Source organism: Actinoplanes sp. CA-142083, from assembly GCF_050942195.1.
Lineage (GTDB): Bacteria > Actinomycetota > Actinomycetes > Mycobacteriales > Micromonosporaceae > Actinoplanes.
The window spans coordinates 8076023-8095991 of the sequence record NZ_CP192076.1 but is presented as its reverse complement, the minus strand read 5'-3'; the positions used below and the strand labels follow the sequence as shown (position 1 = coordinate 8095991).

The following is a 19969-nucleotide window of genomic DNA, read 5'->3' as shown; positions in this document are numbered from 1 at the left end:
TCCTCGCGCAGGGGTCCGACAAAACCGGACCGGCGGCCGGCTCGTCTGCCGACAGCAGAAGTCGATCGCCACGGCGGCAAACTGTCGGACCCGCGTGGCAGGGTGACTCGCAGCCGGGAACGGGCTCGTAAATTCCCGGGCAAAGGTCTGCACTCGCACGACCGGGCCTGCTTGACTGATCGACACAGGAGGGGGTTTGCCGGATGGACGCGGTCGAGGTCTTCAATTCGCTGCCCGCCGTTCGCCTCGAGGAGGAGCTCCTCGCCTGCTGTGCCGCGCCCGCCTGGGGCGCTGCGATCATCGCCAAGAGGCCATACCGGGAGCGATCAGAGATCCTCTCGGCCGCCGATGCCGCGGCTCGCGAGCTGAGCTGGGACGACATACGCGTCGCCATGAGCGCCCACCCGCGGATAGGGGAGCGGGCGACCGGCGACACGAAGGACGCGGCCTGGTCGCGGCGGGAGCAGTCCACGGCCGCCCAGAGCCCCGACGAGCTGACCGCCGCTGCGCTTGTCGACGCCAACCGGGCGTACGAGAAACGGTTTGGTCATGTGTTTTTGATCTTTGCCAGTGGTCGCACGCGGGAGGAGATCCTGGCAGCGGCGCGTGAGCGGCTGGGCAACGACGAGGAGAGCGAGCGGGTCATCGTGGCGGACGAGTTGCGCAAGATCGCGTTGCTGCGGCTGGAGCGGGTGCTCGATGCCCTCCGATGACGGCACGCAGCCCGCGTTCCACGCCCGGATCTCGACGCACATCCTCGACACGGTCAGCGGCGAGCCGGCCCGCGACGTCTACGTGCGGCTCGAGCGGCGCGACTCGGAGGGCTGGCGCACGATCGGCGAGGGGCGCACCGACGGCGACGGACGCCTGCGCTACCGCGTGCCGATGCACGAGTGGCAGGCCGGCGGTTACCGACTGTTCTTCTACGTCGAGCCCTACCTGGGTGAGGACTGCTTCTTTCCCGAGGTCACCGTCGCGTTCCACGTGCGCGACCCCGAGCGCAACTATCACGTGCCGTTACTGCTGAGCAATTTCGGCTACACCACCTATCGAGGGAGCTGACGCCGTGGCGATCGTTCTCGGACCCAATCGTTACGGCAAGGCCGAGACGCGCCTGGTGCGCGTCACCCGCGACGGCGAGACACACACGCTGACCGATCTCAACGTCGGCGTCGCGCTCTCCGGCGACCTGGCCGCGACCCACCTGACCGGCGACAACTCGGGCGTCCTCCCGACCGACACCATGAAGAACACGGTGTACGCGTTCGCGAAGAAGCACGGGGTCGGCGAGCCTGAGGAGTTCGCGCTGCTGCTGGCACGCCACTTCCTGAAGACCCAGGGCCAGGTGCGCGCCGCGCGGGTGGGGATCGAGGCTTACGGCTGGGATCGTCTCGGCCCGCACTCGTTCCGCCGCCAGGGCGCCTGGATCCGGGTTGCCGAGGTGGTCGCGACGGCCGAGCAGGAGCAGGTCGTCTCCGGCGTCACCGGCCTGACCCTGCTCAACACCACCGCGTCGGAGTTCCACGGCTTCGTCCGCGACCGATATACGACGCTGCCCGAGACCACCGACCGCATCCTGGCCACCGCCGTCGACGCCCGCTGGCGGCATCTGGGCACGCAAAATCTGGGCACGCAAAATCTGGGCACGCAAACCGACTGGGCCGCCTCCTTCGACGGGGCGCTAACGACGCTGACCGAGGCGTTCGTCAACACCTACAGCCTTTCGTTGCAGCAGACCCTGTTCTCGATGGGCAGCTACACGCTGCACGAGCGCCCCGAGATCGCCGAGATCCGGCTGACCCTGCCCAACAAGCACCATTATCTGGTCGACCTCTCGGTGTTCGACCTGACCAACGACAACGAGGTGTTCATCGCGGGCGACCGCCCCTACGGCCTGATCGAGGGCACGGTCACGCGCGACGACGCGCCCCCGGCATTCGCGGAGTGGTACCTGTGATCGTCATCGAGAACGCCGCGATCGCCACGGTCGACGCGACCGACACGTATCACCCCAACGGCCACGTCGTGATCGGCGACGACGGCCGCATAGTCGCGGTCGGCGCCGGAAGCGCGGTCGGCGGAAGCGCAGGCGCCGGAAGCGCGGTCGGCGAAAGCGCAGGCGGCGAAAGGGCGGGCGGCGAAAGGGCGGGCGGCGAAAGGGCGGGCGGCGAAAGGGCGGGCGGCGAAAGGGCGGGCGCGGGAAGCGCGGGGGGTGCCGGAAGCGGGGGCGACGGAGGGATAGGCGCCGCCAGGAGGATCGACGGCACCGGCTGCCTCGTCACCCCCGGTCTGGTCAACACGCACCACCATCTCTACCAGTGGGCGACCCGGGGCCTGGCCCTCGACGACACCCTCTTCGGCTGGCTGACGACCCTCTACCCGATCTGGGGCCGCCTCGACGCCGGCATAGTCGGCGCGGCGGCCGGCGCCGGCCTCGGCTGGCTCGCGCTTTCGGGCTGCACCCTGAGCATGGACCACCACTACGTCTTCCCCCGGGACGGCGGCGACGTCCTCGAGGCCGAGATCGGGGCGGCCCGGCGTATCGGCCTGCGTTTCCATCCCACCCGCGGCTCGATGGATCTCGGCGAGAAGGACGGCGGCCTCCCGCCCGACAACATTGTCGAGACCACCGACGAAGCCCTCGCCGCCACGGAGCGCGCGATCGACCGCTGGCACGACCCGTCGCCCGACGCGATGCTGCAGATCGCCCTCGCGCCCTGCTCGCCGTTCTCGGTCACCACCCGGCTCATGCGCGAGGCCGCCGAGCTGGCCCGCCGCAAGGGCGTCCGGCTGCACACCCACCTCGCCGAGACCGACGACGAGGAAGACTTCTGCCGCAAGCATTTCAACTGCACCCCGGTCGAGTACGCGGAGCGGGTCGGCTGGCTCGGCGACGACGTCTGGCTCGCCCACGGCGTCCACCTCGACGACCAGGCGATCGCCAAGCTCGGCGCCACCGGCACCGGCGTGGCGCACTGCCCGAGCTCCAACGCCCGGCTCGGCGCCGGCATGGCCCGCGTCCGCGAGTTGCTCGATCACGCCGTCCCGGTGGGCCTCGGCGTCGACGGCGCCGCCTCGCAGGAGGTCTCCCACCTTGGCGCCGAGCTGCGCCAAGCGCTCTACACCGCGCGGCTCCGCGGCGGCCCGGCGGCGATGAGCGCCCACCAGGCGCTGCGTCTGGGCACCATGGGCGGCGCCCGCTGCCTGGGCCGGCAGGATCACCTCGGCTCGCTCGAGCCCGGCAAGCTGGCCGACCTCGTCATGTGGCGCCTCGACGGCATCGGCCACGAGGGCATCGACGACAAGTTGGCCGCGCTGGTCTTCGGGCCGCCGGCCCCGGTCGAGCTCTCCCTGGTCGGGGGCAGGCCGATCGTCGAGCGTGGCGAGCTCGTCCACGCCGACGCCGAGACTCTGCAGCGTGACGCCGAGATCGCGCACCGTCGCATTCTGGCTTAAGGAAAGCTTAAAGGAACCTCACTATGAAAAGCGTTATTCAAAGCCCGGACAACGGCCACCAGCACCCTTGGAAAAGGCAATTCACAAGTCTTCCTGAGCGCGTTGAATCATGGCCTTGAGCTGTGCATACTCCCTGATGACTTGAGACCCCCACGGTCATCGAAAAGGTAGATATAAATGCGCAGCGATGCCCTTCATGTCGCCCCGGCAAAACGCCGCCGCCGCACTACGCTGATTCTCGCCTCCGCCGTCGCCGTGACCCTCGGCGCGAGCGGCGTCTACATCGCCACCGCCGACGCCGCCCAGACCGATGCCGCTCAGACGAAGGTGCCCGGCCGCCTGCAGGCCGAGGCGTACAACGCCCAGAACGGCGTGCGCACCGAGAAGACGTCCGACAAGGACGGCGGCCGCAACGTCGGCTGGCTCCAGAACGGCGACTGGATGCGGTACGACAACGTCCAGGTCGGCGCCACCGTGACCGCCCGGCTCGCCTCCAACAGCAAGACCTCCGGCACGGTCGAGCTGCGCCTGGCCAAGCCGACCGGCACCCTGATCGCCAGCTTCCCGATCGCCAAGACCGGCGGCTGGCAGAAGTGGGTCACCAAGACTGCCACCGTGAAGGCCCCGCCCGCCGGCAAGCAGACCCTGTACGCAGTCATGAAAAGTCCACAAAAAACGGACTTCGTGAACGTCAACTGGTTCACCCTCGGCGCCCAGCCGGCGACAACAACGCCGACAGCCCCGGCGGCGAAGCCCGCGACAACGCCGGCGACCACCAAGCCGGCCACAACCGCACCGGGCACCCCCGGCGCACCGGGCGCCCCCGGCGCGACCGCACCCACGGCCGCGACCACCGCGCCGAGCACCGGCAGCGGCGCCGGCTGGGTCGACGTGGACCAGGCGAAATGGGCCGCCGAGCTAGCCGACTTCAAGGCGATGACCCCGCGCCCGATCGTCAACAACCCGGTCCGCGTCTCGGAGTTCAACGCCTCCTGCACGATCAGCCACGACCTGGCCGACGACCCCATCGTCTTGCCCAACATGCCGGGCGCGTCGCACATGCACTCGTTCATGGGCAACAAGACCACCAACGCGGCCACGACCCTGGGCACCCTGCTCACCAACAAGGACTCCAGCTGCAAGCCGATCGAGGACCACTCGGCGTACTGGATCCCGACCCTCTACGAGAACGGCAAGCCCGTCGAGCCGCACGGCGTCACCGTCTACTACGGCTCCCGCCTGCCCGACCCGACCCGGACCGTCCCGTTCCCACAGGGCTTCCGCATGATCGCTGGTGACGCGAAGCGCCAGATCGACACCCCCAAGGGCGCCCCGGGCCAGTTCTGGTGCGCCGGCATGGGCGGCGAGATCAGCCGCAGCGCCGACGGCAACTGGCCGGTCTGCGCCAAGACCGCCGAGCTGACCTTCCAGCTGACCTTCCCCGATTGCTGGGACGGCGTCCACCTCGACAGCCCCGACCACAAGTCGCACGTCGGTCCCGCCGACAACAAGGGCCAGTGCTCGGGCAAGTTCCCGGTCGCGATCCCGTCGGTTTCCTTCGTGATCGGCTACCCGACCAGCGGCTCGCCGGCCGGCTTCAAGCTCAGCTCCGGCAACGCCAGCTCGATGCACGGCGACGCGTTCATGGCCTGGGAGCCGTCGGCGCTCGGCCACCGCGTCAAGGACTGCGTGGTCCAGCACGCCAAGTGCAACACCGCAGGAACGTTCTAAAACCCCACATATCGTACGGCTGCGGGCCGCCCCCCAACCGCAGCCGTCCCCCACCCCGCCTCCGGCGGCTGCCGCACTCACGCGACCGGCGTGCGTGGCAGCCGCCGCAGCGCGCCACAGCTCCGTGCAACTCCAGGCGGAGACGTGGGCGGGGAGAGAGGCAGGGCCACTCCCGTGCAACTCCATCCGAGGCGCGGGGAGCGGCCCGGTCCACTACGGTACGAGGGAGTTGGCGCACCGAGGGGAGCCGTCGCGATGACCGAGATCCTTTCCGATGAGGCTGTGGCGTTTGTTGCCGAACTGAACCGGCGCTTCCGGGGGCGGCGCAACGAGTTGCTCGCCGCGCGTAAAGCCCGGCGGGAGCAGATCGCGGCCGGCGGCACGCTCGGGTTCCTGGAGGAGACCGCCGACATCCGGGCGGCGGAGTGGTCCGCGCCCGAGGCGCCGGCGGACCTGAAGGACCGGCGGGTGGAGATCACCGGGCCGACCGAGCGCAAGATGACGATCAACGCGCTGAACTCGGGCGCCAAGGTGTGGCTGGCCGACCTCGAGGACGCCAATACCCCGCACTGGTCGAACGTCGTCGACGGCCAGCAGAACCTCCACGACGCGATCCGGCGCACGATCTCGCTGGACACCGGCCAGAAGAAGTACGAGCTCGCCGGCGGCCCATACCCCACGATCGTGATGCGCCCGCGCGGATGGCACCTCGACGAGCGGCACCTGCCGGTGGACGGCGAGCCGGCCGTGGGCGCGCTGGTCGACTTCGGGCTGTACTTCTTCCACAACGCCGCCGAGCTGCTCGCCGGGGGCAGCGGCCCCTACTTCTATCTGCCCAAGATGGAGTCGCACAAGGAAGCGGCCCTCTGGAACGATGTCTTCGACTTCGCGCAGGACACGCTCGGCATTCCACGCGGGACGATCCGCGCGACGGTGCTGATCGAGACGATCCCGGCGGCGTTCGAGATGGAGGAGATCCTCCACGCGCTGCGGCCGCACATCTCGGGCCTGAACGCCGGCCGCTGGGACTATCTATTCAGCATCATCAAGTACTTCCGCGACAACCCGAACATGATCCTGCCCGACCGCGCGTCCGTCACGATGACCGCGCCGTTCATGCGCGCCTACACCGAGCTGCTCGTCTCGACGTGTCACCGGCGCGGCGCGTTCGCGATGGGCGGCATGGCGGCGTTCATCCCGAGCCGGCGCGACCCGCAGGTCAATGAGGTGGCCCTGGCGAAGGTCCGTGAGGACAAGGAGCGCGAGGCCGGCGACGGTTTCGACGGCTCGTGGGTCGCGCACCCCGACCTGGTGCCGGTCTGCCAGGAGATCTTCGACCGGGTGCTCGGCGACAAGCCCAACCAGCTCGACAAGCAGCGCCCGGAGGTAAAGGTCTCGGCTGCTCAGTTGTTGTACCTGAAAGATACCGGGGGAGCGGTCACCGAGGCCGGCCTGCGCAGCAACGTCTCGGTCGCCCTGCAGTACCTGGAGGCGTGGCTGCGCGGCAACGGCGCCGTCGCGATCAACAACCTGATGGAGGACGCGGCGACCGCCGAGATCTCGCGCTCGCAGGTGTGGCAGTGGATCCACAACGGCGTACGGCTGCCCGACGGCACCGAGATCACCGCCGACCTGGTCGGCCGCATCGAGGACGAGGAGCTCGTGGCGATCCGGAAGGCGGTCGGCGACGAGGTGTGGGCGAGCTCGCGGTTCGACGACGCGCGGAAGCTGTTCGAGCGGGTGGCCCTCGCGGATGATTTCGCCGACTTCCTCACCACGGCCGCCTACGACTCGATCGACTGACCGTATGCGGTTGACCGAAGACGATTACGCAGAGCTCGACGTCCGCCTGTCCGCTCACGATGCGTTCCTGAAGTCTCGTTACCCAGGGGAGCGGCCCGGCCGCCAGCCGGTACACACCGTGTACATCCCCGCCGACAAGCTCGACAATTTCCGCGAGTGGGGAGAGCTCGCCACCGCGGCGATGACGGATTTCCCGTGGCCGGCCGAGGACGTGCGCGCCAAGCTGGCCCGCGAGCCGATCGAGGATCTTCGCGTCGACTTCGAGGACGGCTACGGAGTCCGCTCCGACGACCAGGAGGACGAGGCGGTCCGCCACGCCGCCAAGATCCTCGCCGAGGGCCCGGTCCCGCCGTTCGTAGGCGTACGGATCAAATCGCTCGAAGCCGCCACCCGCCGCCGCGCCCTGCGCACCCTCGACCTGTTCCTTTCGTCCTATCAGGACGCTTTTGTCATCACCTTGCCCAAGGTGAGCGGCACGGATCAGGTGAGTGCGATGGTCACGCTCTGCGAGAGACTCGAGAGATCGTACGGGCTGGCGTCCGGCACCCTGCGCTTCGAGATCCAGATCGAGCTCCCCGCCGCGGTCCTGGGCGCCGACGGCACCGCCACGGTCGCCCGGCTGATCACCGCCGCCGGCGGCCGATGCGCCGGCCTGCACTACGGGACGTACGACTACAGCGCCGCCGCCGGCATCGCCGCTGCTTACCAGTCGATGGAGCATCCGGCGGCCGACTATGCGAAGGCCGTCATGCAGGCCGCCGCCGCCCAGACCGGCGTCCGCCTCTCCGACGGCTCCACCAACATCCTCCCGATCGGCTCCCCTGCCGAGGTCCGGTCCGCCTGGGAGTTGCATTACCGCCTGGTCCGCCGCTCGCTGGAGCGCGGCTTCTACCAGGGCTGGGACCTTCACCCAGCGCAACTGCCGACCCGTTACGCCGCCACCTACGCCTTCTTCCGCGACGGCCGCGACGCCGCGGTTGAGCGCCTGCACCGCTACCTGGCCCGCCAGGACTCCGGCATCGCCGACGAGCCGGCCACCGCGAGGGCCTTGGCCGCCTTCCTCCTGCGCGGACTGGACTGCGGCGCCCTCACCGACGCCGGCCTCCCGCGATCCGACCTCCTCGTCCTCGCCCGATAGCCGCCGGCCCCCGCAAGAAGAGGGCGCGCCGCCGCGGCGCAAGACGAGCGCACGCCGCTACGGGCGCAAGACGAGCGCCCGCTGTCGTGGGCCAGACAGGCTCGCCACCCGGCCAAGACGAACTCCGCATCGCGCGATGCCTTGCCCGCCGAATACTCGCATGCGTATACTCGTACACGAGTAAGCAGGCAACGAGTAGGTGAGTAAGCGAGAGCAAGGAACAAGCAAGGCGAGCAGCCGGGCAGCAACGAGCAACCGGATAGGCAGAGCCAAAGCGAGCGCGAAGGAGGCGGCGACATGGCCAAACGACGCCGAGTGGCGAACCTGATGGCGCTGGGCGTCCTCTCCACCGTCGCGTTCCGCCAGATGCACCCGTACGAGATGGCCAATGCTCTTAAAGGCTGGGGCAAGGAGCGCGATCTCCAGATCAAGTGGGGCTCGCTCTACACCGTCGTCCGCAACCTGGCCAAGCACGGCCTGCTGGCCGAGGTCGAGTCCAGCCGCGAGGGGCGCCGCCCCGAGCGCACCGTCTACCGCATCACCGACGAGGGCCGCGCCGAGCTCGTCGACTGGGCCCGCGAGCTGCTCTCGGTCGCCGAGCCCGAGCTTCCGCGCTTCCGGGCCGGCCTGAGCGTGATGGCAGTGCTCGGCCCCGACGAGGTGGTCTCGCTGCTGCAACAGCGTCTCGCCGCCGTCGAACGGGAGATCACCGAGGCCGAGGGCACGCTCGAGCTGCATTCCCCGCGCGTACCCCGGCTGTTTCTGATCGAGATCGAGTACGACCTGGCCATGCTGCGCGCCGAGGAGGGCTGGATGCGCTCGCTGATCGCGGAGATCAGCGAGGAGCGGCTGCCGGGCCTCGACGAGTGGCGCAAACATCACGAGACCGGCGAGATCTCCGCCGAGATGCAGGAGCTTGCCGACAGCAGCATCGAGGAATACGGCAAGCGGAAGTAAGAACGGCCCCGGCGGCCCTGCTGCAACAGGACCGCCGGGACCGGGCCTCGAACCAAGCCATGGCGAGCATGACCCCGTCCGAAGGCGGCACCTTGAGGATAGCGGGGCCTTCTCCCATGGCGGACACCACAAACCGCTTCAGGAGGAGCAATGAGCAAGCGTGTGCGCACGGCAGCGATCATCGGTGGCGGCATCGCGGGCCCGGTGGCGGCCCTCGCGCTGCACAAGGCCGGCATCGCGGCGACCGTCTACGAGAGCTATCCGAGCCCGGCCGAGGGTCTGGGCGGCACCATCGCGCTCGCGCCCAACGGCGTGGCCGCCCTGGACATCGTCGGCGCGGGCGACGCGGTGCGGAAAGTTGCCGACCCGACCTACCGGCAGGTGATGTCGGTCAACGGCAAGCGCGTCCCGCTTCCGGGCCTGTCGGGGGTCGAGCCGCTGCAGGTGGTGCGCCGCAGCGACATCCACCGGATCCTGCATGATCGGGCTGCTGCCGACGGCGTCGGCATCGAGCATGACAAAAAGCTGGTTTCCGTACGGGAGGAGCCCGCGGCCGTCACCGCATTGTTCGCCGACGGTTCGAGCGTCACCGCCGACGTGCTGATCGGCGCGGACGGCGTGCACTCGACCGTGCGCCGGCTGATCGACCCCGAGGCGCCGGGCCCGCGTTACACGGGCATGCTCGCCTTCGAGGGCCTCTCCCGGGCGTCGGTCGCCGAGGAGCCGGGGACCATGACGTTCGCCTTCGGCAAGCGCGGCTACTACCTGTACTGGCCGTCGACGGGCGGCACCACCTTCGGCGTGAACCTGCCGGCCAAGCAGCCGCTCACCATCCGGGAGGCCCGCGAGACGCCGAACGAGGAGTGGCTGCGCCGGCTGCTGGACGTCTACGGCGAGGACGAGCCGGGCGGCGACCTGGTGCGCAACCTCGCTCCGGAGGCCCTGCAGGTCAACGGCGCCCTGCACATCATGCCGCCGGTTCCGCGCTGGCATCGCGGCCGGATGGTGCTGGCCGGCGACGCCGTGCACGCCCCGTCCAACAGCTCCGGCCAGGGCGCGTCGCTGTCGATCGAGAGCGCCGTCCAGCTGGCCCGCTGCCTTCGCGACCTCGACGTGCCCGAGGCCTTCGCCACCTACGAGGGGCTGCGACGTCAGCGCGTCGAGCGCGTCGCCTCCCGCGCCGCGAAGATCAACCACACCAAGGCGCCCGGCCCGGTCGCCAAGGCCCTGATGCCGGTCATCATGCCCATCTTCATGAAGCTCGCCATGAACCCCGAGAAGACCGTCGGCGCCGAGCAGCGCTACCGCATCGACTGGTCAGCGTCGGTCTGAGCGACGTGCCGGCGGAACTTCTCCTCGAGGAAGTTCCGGTCGGGCCGCCCGATCACCCGCAGCCGCGCCATCCCGCCGTCGGGCAGGATGTCGAGCCGCACCCGATCGGCGGCCCGCCCGGGCGCGACCGCGAACCGGTGCGGCGTGTCCGGGTTGAGGCTCACCCGGGGCAGCACCTCGAACCACTCGCCGCCGTCGAGGGAGCCGAGCACCGACGCCGCGCCCGGCGCGTTCCCCTTGAAGTGGCTGGTGTCCAGGTCGACGAACTCGATCTCCGACGGCGCCGCCAGGGTCACCTCCACCCATTCGTTGCCGTCGGCGCGGCGCCGGGCCGTCTCCCAGCCGTCGCCCATGTGCTGGGCCAGCCCCGGCATCAGCATGTTGTGCGGCCGCCCGAAGAACATGTTGCTGCACCCGGAGACCCGGCCGCCGGCGGCGATCGCGGCCACGTCGAAGACTTCGGGCAGCAGCGCGGGATCGGGGACCACCTCGCCGTGCACCCGCAGCCGCGCCACCCCGCCGTCCGGATAGATCGTCAGCCGCACGTGCGTGAAGCGGCGGCGGTCGCCGACCGGGAACAGGTTGCGGGTGTCCCCGTCGAGCGGCGACTTCGGCACGATCGGCACCCAGGTGGCGGCCTGCAGCGCGGCCGGCGCCGGATAGCCGTCGGTGGCCAGCGCGTCCACCGACGCGTGCGTGGGGTAGTTGCCGACGAAGAACGCTGTGTCGACGTCGACGCCGTGGATCACGCCGGGCGCGCCGAGCCGCACGATCGCCACATCCTGCCCGGGGCTGCGCCGGCGGCGGGTCTCCCAGCCGTCGTACACCTGGCCCTTCTGGTCGAAGGTGCGCGGCGAGAAGGTCGGCGCCGTCGCCAGGACCAGGTGGTCCGCGGCCGCGAAGAACTCGTCGTTGGCGAACACCACGCCGCCGCCGAGCGCCCGTGAGGCGAGGTCGGTCCGGGTGCTGAACTCCTCCATCGTGCTACCCCTCTCGCGCGAGGAAACGGCCGCGGGCCTCGTCGCCGGTCACCCTGCGTCCGCGCAGCCAGGTCGTGCGGACTACTCCCTGCAACACCTTTCCCGCGTACGGCGTGACGGGGTTCCGGTGGTGCAGCCGACGCGGATCGACCTCGAAGGCCGCGCCGGGGTCGAACGCGACCAGATCGGCGTCCGCGCCCGGCGCGATGCGGCCCTTCCCGGCCAGCCCGGCCAGCTCGGCCGGGCGCCGCGCCATCCACTCCACCACGTCGGCGAGCCCGTGACCACGCTCGCGGGCCGCCGTCCAGATCACCGGCAGCCCCAGCTGCACCGACGCGATACCACCCCAGGCCGCCGCGAAGTCGCCGGTGTCGCGCCTCTTCAGCTCGGGCGTGCACGGCGAATGATCGCTCACCACGCACGTGATCAGCCCGTCCGCCAGCGCCCGCCACAGCGCGTCGGCGTTCGCGGCGTCCCGGATCGGCGGGCAGCATTTGAACTCGGTCGCGCCGTCGGGGATGTGCGCCGCGTCGAGCGTCAAGTAATGCGGACAAGTCTCCGCGGTGACGCGTACGCCATCGGCTTTTGCCTGTGAAATGAGCGGAAGCGCGCCGGCCGCCGAAAGATGCAGAATGTGCACGCGCCGGCCGGTCGCGCGCGCCGCGTCGATCGCCTTGGCGATCGCGGCGTGCTCGGCCGACGCCGGCCGGGAGGCGAGAAAGTCGGAGTACGCGGCGGACGACGGCGCGCCCCGCAGATGATCGGGATCTTCCGCGTGCACGACGAAGAGCGCGTCCACGGCCTCCATGGCGACGGCTAGCTCGGCGGCGGAGACCGGCGGAAACTCGGGGACGCCCGAATCGGCGAGGAAGGCTTTGAAGCCGAAGACGCCGGCGTCGTGCAGTGCCGGCAGCGCCGGAGCGTTGCCCGGGATCGCGCCGCCCCAGAAACCGACGTCGACGTGGATCTGGCCCGCGGCCGCGGCCTGCTTGATCCGCAGCGCGTCCACGTTCACGGTCGGCGGCAGGCTGTTCAGCGGCATGTCGATGATCGTGGTGACCCCGCCCGCGGCGGCGGCGCGGGTGGCGGTCGCGAAGCCTTCCCATTCCGTACGCCCCGGCTCGTTCACATGAACATGCGTGTCGACGAGCCCGGGCAGCAGGGCGGTGTCCCCGAGGTCGATCTGCTCGGGGGCGTCGATCGTCGCCTCGTAAGCCGAGACCTTGTCTATCCGCCCGCCGGTCACGCTCACCGCGGCGGGCCGCTCCTGGCCGTCCACGACCGCCCGGCGGGACCGCACCACGAGATCGACCATGCCACCGACCCTAAACGCCGGGACGGCACACTATGGGCGTGACGCGCATCGTGAATCTCGTCTTCGCCGACCCCGCCGGCCGGGTGCTGGGCGCCCTGCCGCCGTTCGAGGCGCCGACGCCGTGGCGGCAGGAGGTGGGGGAGTTCGCCGACGAGCGCTGGCAGGTGCTGCGGATGCTGCACGCCGACGGCCGCGAGGTGACCTACCTGGCCGAGACCGACGACCCGCCGGCCGGCCTGCTGCCCGTCGACGTGGATCTCGCGCCGCACCCCAAGCGCGCGCCCTACGCCGAGCTGGGCGGCCCGGCCGCATCCCTGGCCTGGGCGCGGTCGGTGCTCGGCCCCGGGGTGACGGCCCATCAGGTGCGCACGTGGAACCTGTCGGCGATCTGGCGCCTCGACCGCGACGGCCGGACGGTCGCCTGGCTCAAGCAGGTGCCGTCGTTCTTCGCCCACGAGCCCGAGGCGATCCGTCTGGTCGACTCGGTCCGCCCCGGGCTGGTCCCGCCGCTGATCGCGGCCGGCGACCAGGGGCGGATGCTGCTCGCCCACGTCGAGGGGACCGACCGCTACGGCGCGGGCGCCGACATCTGCGCGACGATCGCGCAGGCCTTCGTTCCGGTGCAGGTGGCGCTGGCCGGCTCGCCCGGGCTGAGCGTGATCCCGGTCGGCAAGCTGGAGGCGGGACGGGTCGCCGCGCCCTACTACGACGAGATCGCCGGGCTCGAGAAGCTGGTCGAGAGCCTGCCGGAACGCCTCGACGCGGTCGCGGAATGCGGCCTGCCCGACACCCTCGTGCACGGCGACCTGCACCCCGGCAACACCCGCACCGACGACGCCGGCCGGCTCACGATCATGGATTGGGGCGACTGCGCGATCGGCAACCCCGCCTTCGACATCCTCCGGCTCACCGAGGGCCTCGTGGACCCCGGCCCGGTGATCGAGCTCTGGGCGTCCGGCTGGAAAAACGCGCAGGCGTTGCGCGCGGTCGAGCTGTTGCGCCCGGTGGCCGCGTTGCGCGGGGCCGTGACCTACGCGGCGTTCCTCGACGCCATCGAGCCCTCCGAATGGCCCTATCACGCCGACGACGTGCCGGCCTGCCTGTCCGCGGCCGTCGCCGCCTCTATCGTGAAGGGGTGACCGGGCCGCGCGGCGATTATGTCGAGCAGATCCGGCGGGGTGGCGCCGACCTCCCGCCGGAGCTGGCGGCCGCTTTCGCGAAAGTTCCCCGCGAGGCTTTCGTGCCCGACGGCTTCCAGCGCCGCGACGGCAGCTGGGTGCGCCCCGCCGACCCCGAGTTCCTGAGCACCGTCTACAGCGACGACGTGCTGGTCACCAAGGTCGACAACAAGATCCCGGTCAGCTCGTCGAGCCAGCCGTCGCTGATGGCCATCATGATCATGGCGCTGCGCGTCGCGCCCGGCCAGCGCATCCTCGAGATCGGCGCGGGCACCGGCTACAACGCCGCCCTCCTCGCTTCGCTCGGGGCGACGATCATCAGCATCGACGTGCAGGAGGACGTCGCGGTCCGGGCCCGCGCGGCGCTGGCAAGAGCAGGCATTTCACACGTACGGGTGGAGCACGGCGACGGCTACGCGGGGCACCCGGGCGACCGCTTCGACCGGGTGATGGCGACCGTCGGCATCGGCGGCGTCCCTCCACAGTGGCTGGAACAACTCGCGCCCGGCGGTCTGGTGCTCGCCCCGGTGAAGCACGCCGGCACGCACCCCGTACTCGTCATCTCGGGCCCGCCGGACGGCCCGGTCACCGCCACCCCCGTCTGCCCGGCCGGCTTCATGCTCGCGGCCGGCCCGCTGACGGCCGACCACCCCGGCGCGTTCCCGTCGCCGGCCGGCCCGATGGACGAGCTCTCCCAGGCGGTGCCGGCCCGTTTCGACCCGGCCCTGGACGAGATCGCCTACCGCGACCTCTGGTACGCGGCCGGCGCCTGGAACCGCCGCGCGTCGCACGTGGCCGTCCCCGGCCGCGAACAGGGCTGCCTGACCCTGCTCGACGAGACCCGCACCGGCGGCGCCGTGATCCTCCCGGACGGCAGCATCCACACCACCGGCTCCGCGGATTTCGTCGGCCAGGCCGTGCGCGTCCTCGACCGCTGGACCGCGGCAGGCCGCCCGTCGATGCAGGCCTGGCAGGTGTCGTTCACCCTGACCGGCGACCCGTCGGCCCCGATCTGGGCGCCCGATGCTTGGGAGTTGTCGTGACCGACGCCGTACTGGAATGGCTTCGTCTCCGAGGCGCCGAGTCCGTCCCCCACGCCGGGGGCTCGCTCTACGAGCACCTGGGCCGGGTCTCCGATCGGCTGGCCGGTCACGGCGCCGCCCCCGCGGAATGCCTGGCCGCCCTGACCCACGCGGCCTACGGCACCGACGGCTTCGCGGTAGTGCTGCTCGACGTCGCCGAACGGCACGTCCTGCGCGACCTGATCGGCCCCGAGGCGGAGGAGATGGTGTACCGCTACGGCGGCTGCGACCGCGGCCGCACCTGGCGCGCGCTGCCCGCCACCTGCCTGATCTGGAGCCGCTTCACCGGCCACAGCGAGTCGCCCACGCCCGACGGGGTCCGCGCCTTCGCCGACCTGAGCATCGTCAACGAGCTCGACGTCTACGAACGCTCGCCGGAGATAGCCGCCAAAGCCGGCGACTACTTCCGCTCGGTCTTCCCCACCTGGGCCCCGCTGGCCTCACCCGCGGTGATGGCCGACGCCCGCCGCGTCCTCGGCCTGAGCTAGCAGGCTCTCGGCGGTGTCCACAATGGTTTCCTCGATGGGGCGGGTCTTCCAGCCCAGCAACCGTTCCGCCTTGGCCGACGTCGCGTCGAGGTTGCGGCCCAGCAGCGAGCGCAAGGCACCGACCTGCGGATTGACCCGGGCGAGCCCGCGCGCCGCCCACACCGGCAGCTCCCGGGCCGGCACCCGGCTCGCCCGCTCGCCGAGCCGCTCGCGCAGGACGGCGGCGATGTCGCGGGTCCACAGGCTGCGGCCGGCGGTCGCGATGAACCGCTCGCCCGCCGCGACCCGCTCGGTCATCGCGAGCACGTGCAGGGACGCCACGTCCCGGACGTCGACGAAGCCGCTGGCGAACGGCAGGAGCACCCGCATCGACCCGTCCAGCATGCGGGCGACGGTGTTGAGGGACGGTGAGTAGTCCCGGCCCGAGGACCGGGCCGAGCACCGCGGTCGGGTTGACGGTCGCCAGCTCGAGCCCGCTGCCTTCCCGCCTGGCGAAATCCCAGGCCGCGCGCTCGGCGAGGGTCTTGGACTTCTGGTACGGCGCTATTCCGCCATCCACGTTCGTCCAGTCCTCTTCGGTGAACGGTGTGTCGCGCGGGGCGTGGCCGTACGCGATCGCGCCGATCGCCGACGTCATCACCACGCGCCGGACGCCCGCGCCGCGGGCCGCCCGCAGCACCCGCAGCGTGCCGTCGATGGCCGGGCGGACCATCTCGTCGTCGCTGCGGGGCAGCTGGGTCAGCGTCGGCGACGCCACATGCAGCACGGCGTCGCAGCCGGCCACGGCGGCGTCCCAGCCCTCGTCGCGCTGCAGGTCGGCACGGACGACCCGCAGCGGCGCGCCGGGGTCGGCGCCACCTCGCCGCAGCATCTCGCGCACCTGGGGCTCGCGGGCCAGGTCGCGCACGGTGGTGCGCACCGAATACCCCGCCTCCAGCAAAGCCAGCACGCACCAACTGCCGATGTAGCCGGACCCGCCGGTCACCAATACGTCGGTCATCTCAGCCTCCTTCTCCCGTCCGACGGTAGTGGAGACCTCTCCACTTATCAACGGGAAACGGAGAAGTCTCCGCTACCGGCGCGTGGCGAGCCCGTCGAGGATCAGCGCGAGCATGGGCTGCGATCGGTCGTTCCCGCCCGCGGCGGCCCGCCAGAGCGCGCCGGTGAGCTGGAGGAAGTCGCCCGGATCGGCGTCGGCGCGGATGGTTCCGTCGGCCTTGCCCGCGTCGAGCAGCTGGGTGATCGCGCCGATGACCGGGCCGTACGTCTGCTCGGTGATCGGCTTGTGCGCGCCCGGGCTGAGCGCGTCGCCCAGGCCGTGCTTCTTGCGCATGGCGCTCACCAGCTCCGTGGTCCAGCGCCGCAGCGCCTCCAGCGGTGGCAGCTCGGCCAGGAGCTCCGGGACCGTGCCGACGAGCTGGTCGACCTCGTCCTGGTAGATCGCCAGGACGAGCGCCTCCACGGACGGGAAGTTGCGGTACAGGGTGCCGGGGCCGACGCCGGCGCGCTGGGCGATCTGGTTCATCGAGGCGCCGCCGTCCTCGGCGAAGGCCTGGCGGGCGGCCGCCAGGATGCGTGCCCGATTCTCGCGAGCGTCCGCGCGGACCATGCCCGACTCCTTGCTGTCCCGGGTATGCGGAGAGGTCTCCGAAACGATACCCGACGCCTGGTCAGAACGTGTTCCGGCGCCGCGCTCGCCACGGCCGGCCGTCGGGGTCGTAGAACAGGCGGTAGGCCGGCAGCGACCAGAGCCGCTGATGCCACGGCAAGTGCTCGGGGGAGTGCGGGAAGATGCGGCCGGGCGGGCGCGGCGACCCGCGGCCGTCGTCGCTCCACGCGCGCAGGCGATCGGCGGTCTCGGTCATCGCCTTGACGGCGGAGATCGGGTCCTGCAGGTCGGCGTCGTCGCCCGGCTCGCGGTCGAGGTGCTCGCGCATCAGCCGCAGGCGCAGATCGCGGGCGAATTGCCCCTCCTCATCGAGGATCGCGCACGAGATCTCGCTGTCGTGGGTCCACGAGCGGCGGTTGAAGTTGTCGCTGCCCACGCTGCACCAGATGTCGTCGATCACGCAGACCTTGGCATGCACGTACACCGGCGTGCCCTTGTGATTTTCCAGATCGAAGACGTGGACCCGGTCGGGCGCGGCCAGGTGGCACACGGCCAGGGCCTGCTCGCGGCCGATCTCGTTGGGCGGCAGCGCCATCCGGCCGTCCACGTCGGGATGGCGGGGGACCACCGCGACCAGGTGCAGGGTCGGCGTGGCCTTCAGCGCCTCGGCGAAGAGCTGGGCCACCTCGGTCGACCAGAGGTACTGGTCCTCCAGGTAGATGAGGTGCTTGGCCTTGCGGATCGCCTTGGTGTAGGCGCGGGCGATCGTGCGCTCGCCCTTTGGTGCGAACGAGTATCGCGGACGCATAGCCGGATATGTCCGCAGAACTTGGACATTCAGGGTGCCGCACGGTGGTGGGTCGGGTGGCTGCGGCGGCAGTCGGTCGGCGTGCTCGTCGGCGTGCTTGAGCCTGTCCATGATCGTGGAGATCGGGCCGTGCTGGTCGAGCGGGGCCGGGTCGCTCCACCGCTCGCGGAAGGTCAGGTCGAGGGCGCCCACGACGGGCCCTTTCAGGGCGAGCTGCACGTCGTGCCACGGCGGATTTTTCCCGTATTTGGTGGACATCTTCACCGCTTGCGGATCGCCCAGGTGCAGCGGCCCATCGCGGCGGCTATGGCAGAGGTCGATGCCGCCGACAAAAGCCACATCTCGGTCCGGGTTTCCCGGGTGCCTGATCACGACCAGCTTCTGATGGTGGGACCCGCCCCGCCGTACGCGTTGATCAAGCAGAACCTCGCCGCCGGCCTCCCGCACCGCGTCGCCGAGATTGCGGTTCTCCTCCTCGCTGTAGGCGAGCTTGTCCAGATGGGACCGCCACAGCAGGCCCTTGACGATCACGCCCCGTTTGGCGGCCGCCGCGAACAGGGACGCCACCGTCGGACCGTCGTCGCGCAACCGCTCGTCGGGGTCGCCACGCCAATCGGTGAAGAAGAGGTGGTCACCCTCCCGGAGGCTGTCCACCTCCTCCGCCAGCCGGTCAAAATACGTTATTCCGTGAATAAGCGGTTCGGCCGTGTTTCCCGTGCACCACGTGGGTATGGAGGAGTCCGGGTTGCCGCGCTCCTGCGTACTGAGGAACCAGTCCACCAACGCAGCCCCTTCGAGGTCGACGAAGCCCTCACGGTATGCCCCTTGACGCACCCCCGCACTCTGGACGCAACTCCCGGAGGGATCAGCCCATGAGCAGCGAGCCGCTCACGACCACGTCCGCCGACCCCGCCTCCGCCGCTTCCGCCGCCGCTTCCGCCGCCGCTTCCGCCGCCGCGTCCGCCCTCGCCGCGTCCGCCGCTTCCGCCGCCGAGAAGGGCCTGCTCATCGCGGTCCTGATGATCGTCCTGCTGGGCGTCGGCGCGATGCTCTTCATGATCTGACCGCGCTGATCGACAACGTGGTCGGCACCGGCGCCCCACCTTCGTGAAAGCCCCGGAACGAGAAGCCGGCCGCCAGAAACGCCTCTAGCAGCACTGGCAACGGATAGTGACTAGCACCCACCCGGTTGCGCACACCCTTCGTAGTCCACGAGTCGTTCGTCCAGTGACCGTCGACGTACCCCGGCCGGATCACCACCGCCGCGGGATCGCTCCGGTCCGCGAAGCCACCACAGAACGCCGGATGCACTCCAACGTGGACAAACGTGCCGCCCGAACGCAGAATCCGGGCGGCTTCACGCAACACCGCCGGGTAGTCCGGCATATCGGTATGCACCATGATCGCGACAACAGCGTCAAGCGTGGCGTCACGCACCGGCAGGCGCGTGGCGTCACCCTGGGCGACAGGCAGGCGTCCCTTCGCGTACGCCAACATGCGCGTGGACAGGTCGACGCCCAGAGGAGCCCAACCCAGGTCAGCAAGCTGGGCGGCGTGAATGCCGGTGCCGCACCCGAGCTCGAGGACCGGCCCCCGCCCACGACCGAGCAGAGCATCGATCGCCGCCCGAATCCCGATCGGATCCCCTGGCGTGCTCGTCGGCAGGAACTCCGTCTCGTACCAGTCGGCTATCGCGTCATAAATCGCCATTTGCGCCAAGCCCCCGCCCGGCCCCGCCCTCCACTGGGGGAGCCCCCGCTGGTCATTATCGCGAAAACAGAGAGCACTCGTGCCGCGGACCGCTGCAGCCTGTGGATAACCCACGCTTGTGGAAAACCCTCAGCGCCCAATCCCAGGCCAGCGTCTCCCAAGCCTTCGTCAGCAACGGCGTCGGGCCCCATCTGCAGTGCCGGGGCAACCGGAGTGTCCGGTCGACCTTCGTCGACTGCGCCCGGCTGCGTTGGTGCGGCCCGTCGCGGTGCCGGCCTCGCCCCAGCGCCTCGCCCCAGAGTCTCGCCCCAGCGTCTCGCCCTGCGTCTCGCCCTGTGCCTCGCCCTGTGCCTCGCCCAGCGCCTCGCCCAGCGCCTCGCCC

The 19969-nt window shown here is 70.7% G+C and carries 19 protein-coding genes and 1 pseudogene; 13 read left to right on the top strand and 7 right to left on the bottom strand.

Features of this window, described 5'->3' with window-relative positions; translation table 11 throughout:
- The first annotated feature begins 203 nt into the window (after nt 1-203).
- From uraD to ACQPZX_RS37020, 9 genes are all read left to right on the top strand, one after another.
- Entirely contained in the window at nt 204-713 is a 510-nt protein-coding gene (uraD, locus tag ACQPZX_RS37060; protein WP_433366081.1) for a 2-oxo-4-hydroxy-4-carboxy-5-ureidoimidazoline decarboxylase, read from the top strand.
- Nucleotides 700-1062 carry a hydroxyisourate hydrolase gene (gene uraH / locus ACQPZX_RS37055; RefSeq protein ID WP_433366078.1) on the top strand — a complete coding sequence of 121 codons (363 nt, stop codon included), beginning with the start codon at nt 700-702 and terminating at the stop codon, nt 1060-1062. The genes uraD and uraH overlap by 14 nt, the downstream gene beginning before the upstream one ends.
- Nucleotides 1063-1066: 4 nt before the next feature.
- Nucleotides 1067-1957, top strand: a complete 891-nt coding sequence (pucL, locus tag ACQPZX_RS37050; protein ID WP_433366075.1) for a factor-independent urate hydroxylase — start codon at nt 1067-1069, stop codon at nt 1955-1957.
- Nucleotides 1954-3456, top strand: coding sequence for an 8-oxoguanine deaminase (locus ACQPZX_RS37045; RefSeq protein ID WP_433366072.1), 1503 nt, complete (start codon nt 1954-1956; stop codon nt 3454-3456). The genes pucL and ACQPZX_RS37045 overlap by 4 nt, the downstream gene beginning before the upstream one ends.
- 177 nt (nt 3457-3633) lie before the next feature.
- Nucleotides 3634-5187, top strand: coding sequence for a DUF1996 domain-containing protein (locus ACQPZX_RS37040; protein WP_433366069.1), 1554 nt, complete (start codon nt 3634-3636; stop codon nt 5185-5187).
- Between the two features lie 255 nt (nt 5188-5442).
- Entirely contained in the window at nt 5443-6990 is a 1548-nt protein-coding gene (aceB, locus tag ACQPZX_RS37035) for a malate synthase A (protein ID WP_433366066.1), read from the top strand.
- A 4-nt stretch (nt 6991-6994) separates the two neighbouring features.
- Nucleotides 6995-8128 (top strand): DUF6986 family protein, encoded by a 1134-nt coding sequence (locus tag ACQPZX_RS37030; protein ID WP_433366064.1) that lies wholly within the window; start codon nt 6995-6997, stop codon nt 8126-8128.
- A gap of 297 nt (nt 8129-8425) precedes the next feature.
- A complete protein-coding gene (locus ACQPZX_RS37025) occupies nt 8426-9085 on the top strand; it encodes a PadR family transcriptional regulator (protein ID WP_433366061.1) in 660 nt (219 codons plus the stop codon).
- Between the two features lie 150 nt (nt 9086-9235).
- Entirely contained in the window at nt 9236-10417 is a 1182-nt protein-coding gene (locus tag ACQPZX_RS37020) for an FAD-dependent oxidoreductase (RefSeq protein WP_433366058.1), read from the top strand.
- Here ACQPZX_RS37020 and alc read toward each other — a convergent pair.
- Nucleotides 10387-11397 carry an allantoicase gene (alc, locus tag ACQPZX_RS37015; RefSeq protein ID WP_433366055.1) on the bottom strand — a complete coding sequence of 337 codons (1011 nt, stop codon included), beginning with the start codon at nt 11395-11397 and terminating at the stop codon, nt 10387-10389. The two genes, ACQPZX_RS37020 and alc, sit on opposite strands and share 31 nt — an antisense overlap.
- Nucleotides 11398-11401: 4 nt before the next feature.
- A complete protein-coding gene (allB, locus tag ACQPZX_RS37010; RefSeq protein ID WP_433366052.1) occupies nt 11402-12712 on the bottom strand; it encodes an allantoinase AllB in 1311 nt (436 codons plus the stop codon).
- A 38-nt stretch (nt 12713-12750) separates the two neighbouring features.
- Here allB and ACQPZX_RS37005 point away from each other — a divergent pair, with 38 nt between their 5' ends.
- Genes ACQPZX_RS37005 through ACQPZX_RS36995 form a run of 3 tightly spaced genes read left to right on the top strand, consistent with a single transcriptional unit; the run spans nt 12751 to nt 15460 of the window.
- Nucleotides 12751-13851, top strand: coding sequence for a phosphotransferase (locus ACQPZX_RS37005; RefSeq protein WP_433366049.1), 1101 nt, complete (start codon nt 12751-12753; stop codon nt 13849-13851).
- Nucleotides 13848-14933 (top strand): protein-L-isoaspartate O-methyltransferase family protein, encoded by a 1086-nt coding sequence (locus ACQPZX_RS37000; RefSeq protein ID WP_433366046.1) that lies wholly within the window; start codon nt 13848-13850, stop codon nt 14931-14933. The genes ACQPZX_RS37005 and ACQPZX_RS37000 overlap by 4 nt, the downstream gene beginning before the upstream one ends.
- On the top strand, nt 14930-15460 hold the full coding sequence (locus tag ACQPZX_RS36995; protein ID WP_433366043.1) for a DUF6817 domain-containing protein: 531 nt from the start codon (nt 14930-14932) through the stop codon (nt 15458-15460). The genes ACQPZX_RS37000 and ACQPZX_RS36995 overlap by 4 nt, the downstream gene beginning before the upstream one ends.
- On the opposite strand, the gene ACQPZX_RS36990 is transcribed toward ACQPZX_RS36995, so the two are convergent.
- From ACQPZX_RS36990 to ACQPZX_RS36975, 4 genes and pseudogenes are all read right to left on the bottom strand, one after another.
- On the bottom strand, nt 15413-15844 hold the full coding sequence (locus tag ACQPZX_RS36990; protein ID WP_433386083.1) for a hypothetical protein: 432 nt from the start codon (nt 15842-15844) through the stop codon (nt 15413-15415). The genes ACQPZX_RS36995 and ACQPZX_RS36990 overlap by 48 nt on opposite strands.
- Nucleotides 15845-15947: 103 nt before the next feature.
- Nucleotides 15948-16460, bottom strand: a pseudogene (locus ACQPZX_RS36985) (NAD-dependent epimerase/dehydratase family protein); the annotation flags it as partial.
- Nucleotides 16461-16532: 72 nt separating this feature from the next.
- Complete coding sequence (locus ACQPZX_RS36980; RefSeq protein ID WP_433366040.1) at nt 16533-17069, bottom strand: TetR/AcrR family transcriptional regulator; 537 nt, start codon at nt 17067-17069, stop codon at nt 16533-16535.
- Nucleotides 17070-17130: 61 nt separating this feature from the next.
- Nucleotides 17131-18660 (bottom strand): phospholipase D family protein, encoded by a 1530-nt coding sequence (locus ACQPZX_RS36975; protein WP_433385644.1) that lies wholly within the window; start codon nt 18658-18660, stop codon nt 17131-17133.
- 89 nt (nt 18661-18749) lie between these two features.
- Here ACQPZX_RS36975 and ACQPZX_RS36970 point away from each other — a divergent pair, with 89 nt between their 5' ends.
- Nucleotides 18750-18941 (top strand): hypothetical protein, encoded by a 192-nt coding sequence (locus tag ACQPZX_RS36970; RefSeq protein ID WP_433366037.1) that lies wholly within the window; start codon nt 18750-18752, stop codon nt 18939-18941.
- On the opposite strand, the gene ACQPZX_RS36965 is transcribed toward ACQPZX_RS36970, so the two are convergent.
- Nucleotides 18931-19587 (bottom strand): class I SAM-dependent methyltransferase, encoded by a 657-nt coding sequence (locus ACQPZX_RS36965; protein WP_433366034.1) that lies wholly within the window; start codon nt 19585-19587, stop codon nt 18931-18933. The two genes, ACQPZX_RS36970 and ACQPZX_RS36965, sit on opposite strands and share 11 nt — an antisense overlap.
- Between the last annotated feature and the right edge of the window lie 382 nt (nt 19588-19969).

What these genes read in the sequence shown, in the direction of transcription:
- uraD (WP_433366081.1), top strand. Translation starts at nt 204, where the DNA reads ATGGACGCGGTCGAGGTCTTCAATTCGCTGCCCGCCGTTCGCCTCGAG.
- uraH (WP_433366078.1), top strand. Translation starts at nt 700, where the DNA reads ATGCCCTCCGATGACGGCACGCAGCCCGCGTTCCACGCCCGGATCTCG.
- ACQPZX_RS37040 (WP_433366069.1), top strand. Translation starts at nt 3,634, where the DNA reads ATGCGCAGCGATGCCCTTCATGTCGCCCCGGCAAAACGCCGCCGCCGC.
- aceB (WP_433366066.1), top strand. Translation starts at nt 5,443, where the DNA reads ATGACCGAGATCCTTTCCGATGAGGCTGTGGCGTTTGTTGCCGAACTG.
- ACQPZX_RS37030 (WP_433366064.1), top strand. Translation starts at nt 6,995, where the DNA reads ATGCGGTTGACCGAAGACGATTACGCAGAGCTCGACGTCCGCCTGTCC.
- ACQPZX_RS37025 (WP_433366061.1), top strand. Translation starts at nt 8,426, where the DNA reads ATGGCCAAACGACGCCGAGTGGCGAACCTGATGGCGCTGGGCGTCCTC.
- ACQPZX_RS37020 (WP_433366058.1), top strand. Translation starts at nt 9,236, where the DNA reads ATGAGCAAGCGTGTGCGCACGGCAGCGATCATCGGTGGCGGCATCGCG.
- alc (WP_433366055.1), bottom strand. Translation starts at nt 11,397, where the DNA reads ATGGAGGAGTTCAGCACCCGGACCGACCTCGCCTCACGGGCGCTCGGC.
- allB (WP_433366052.1), bottom strand. Translation starts at nt 12,712, where the DNA reads ATGGTCGATCTCGTGGTGCGGTCCCGCCGGGCGGTCGTGGACGGCCAG.
- ACQPZX_RS36990 (WP_433386083.1), bottom strand. Translation starts at nt 15,844, where the DNA reads ATGCTGGACGGGTCGATGCGGGTGCTCCTGCCGTTCGCCAGCGGCTTC.
- ACQPZX_RS36980 (WP_433366040.1), bottom strand. Translation starts at nt 17,069, where the DNA reads ATGGTCCGCGCGGACGCTCGCGAGAATCGGGCACGCATCCTGGCGGCC.
- ACQPZX_RS36970 (WP_433366037.1), top strand. Translation starts at nt 18,750, where the DNA reads ATGAGCAGCGAGCCGCTCACGACCACGTCCGCCGACCCCGCCTCCGCC.
- ACQPZX_RS36965 (WP_433366034.1), bottom strand. Translation starts at nt 19,587, where the DNA reads ATGGCGATTTATGACGCGATAGCCGACTGGTACGAGACGGAGTTCCTG.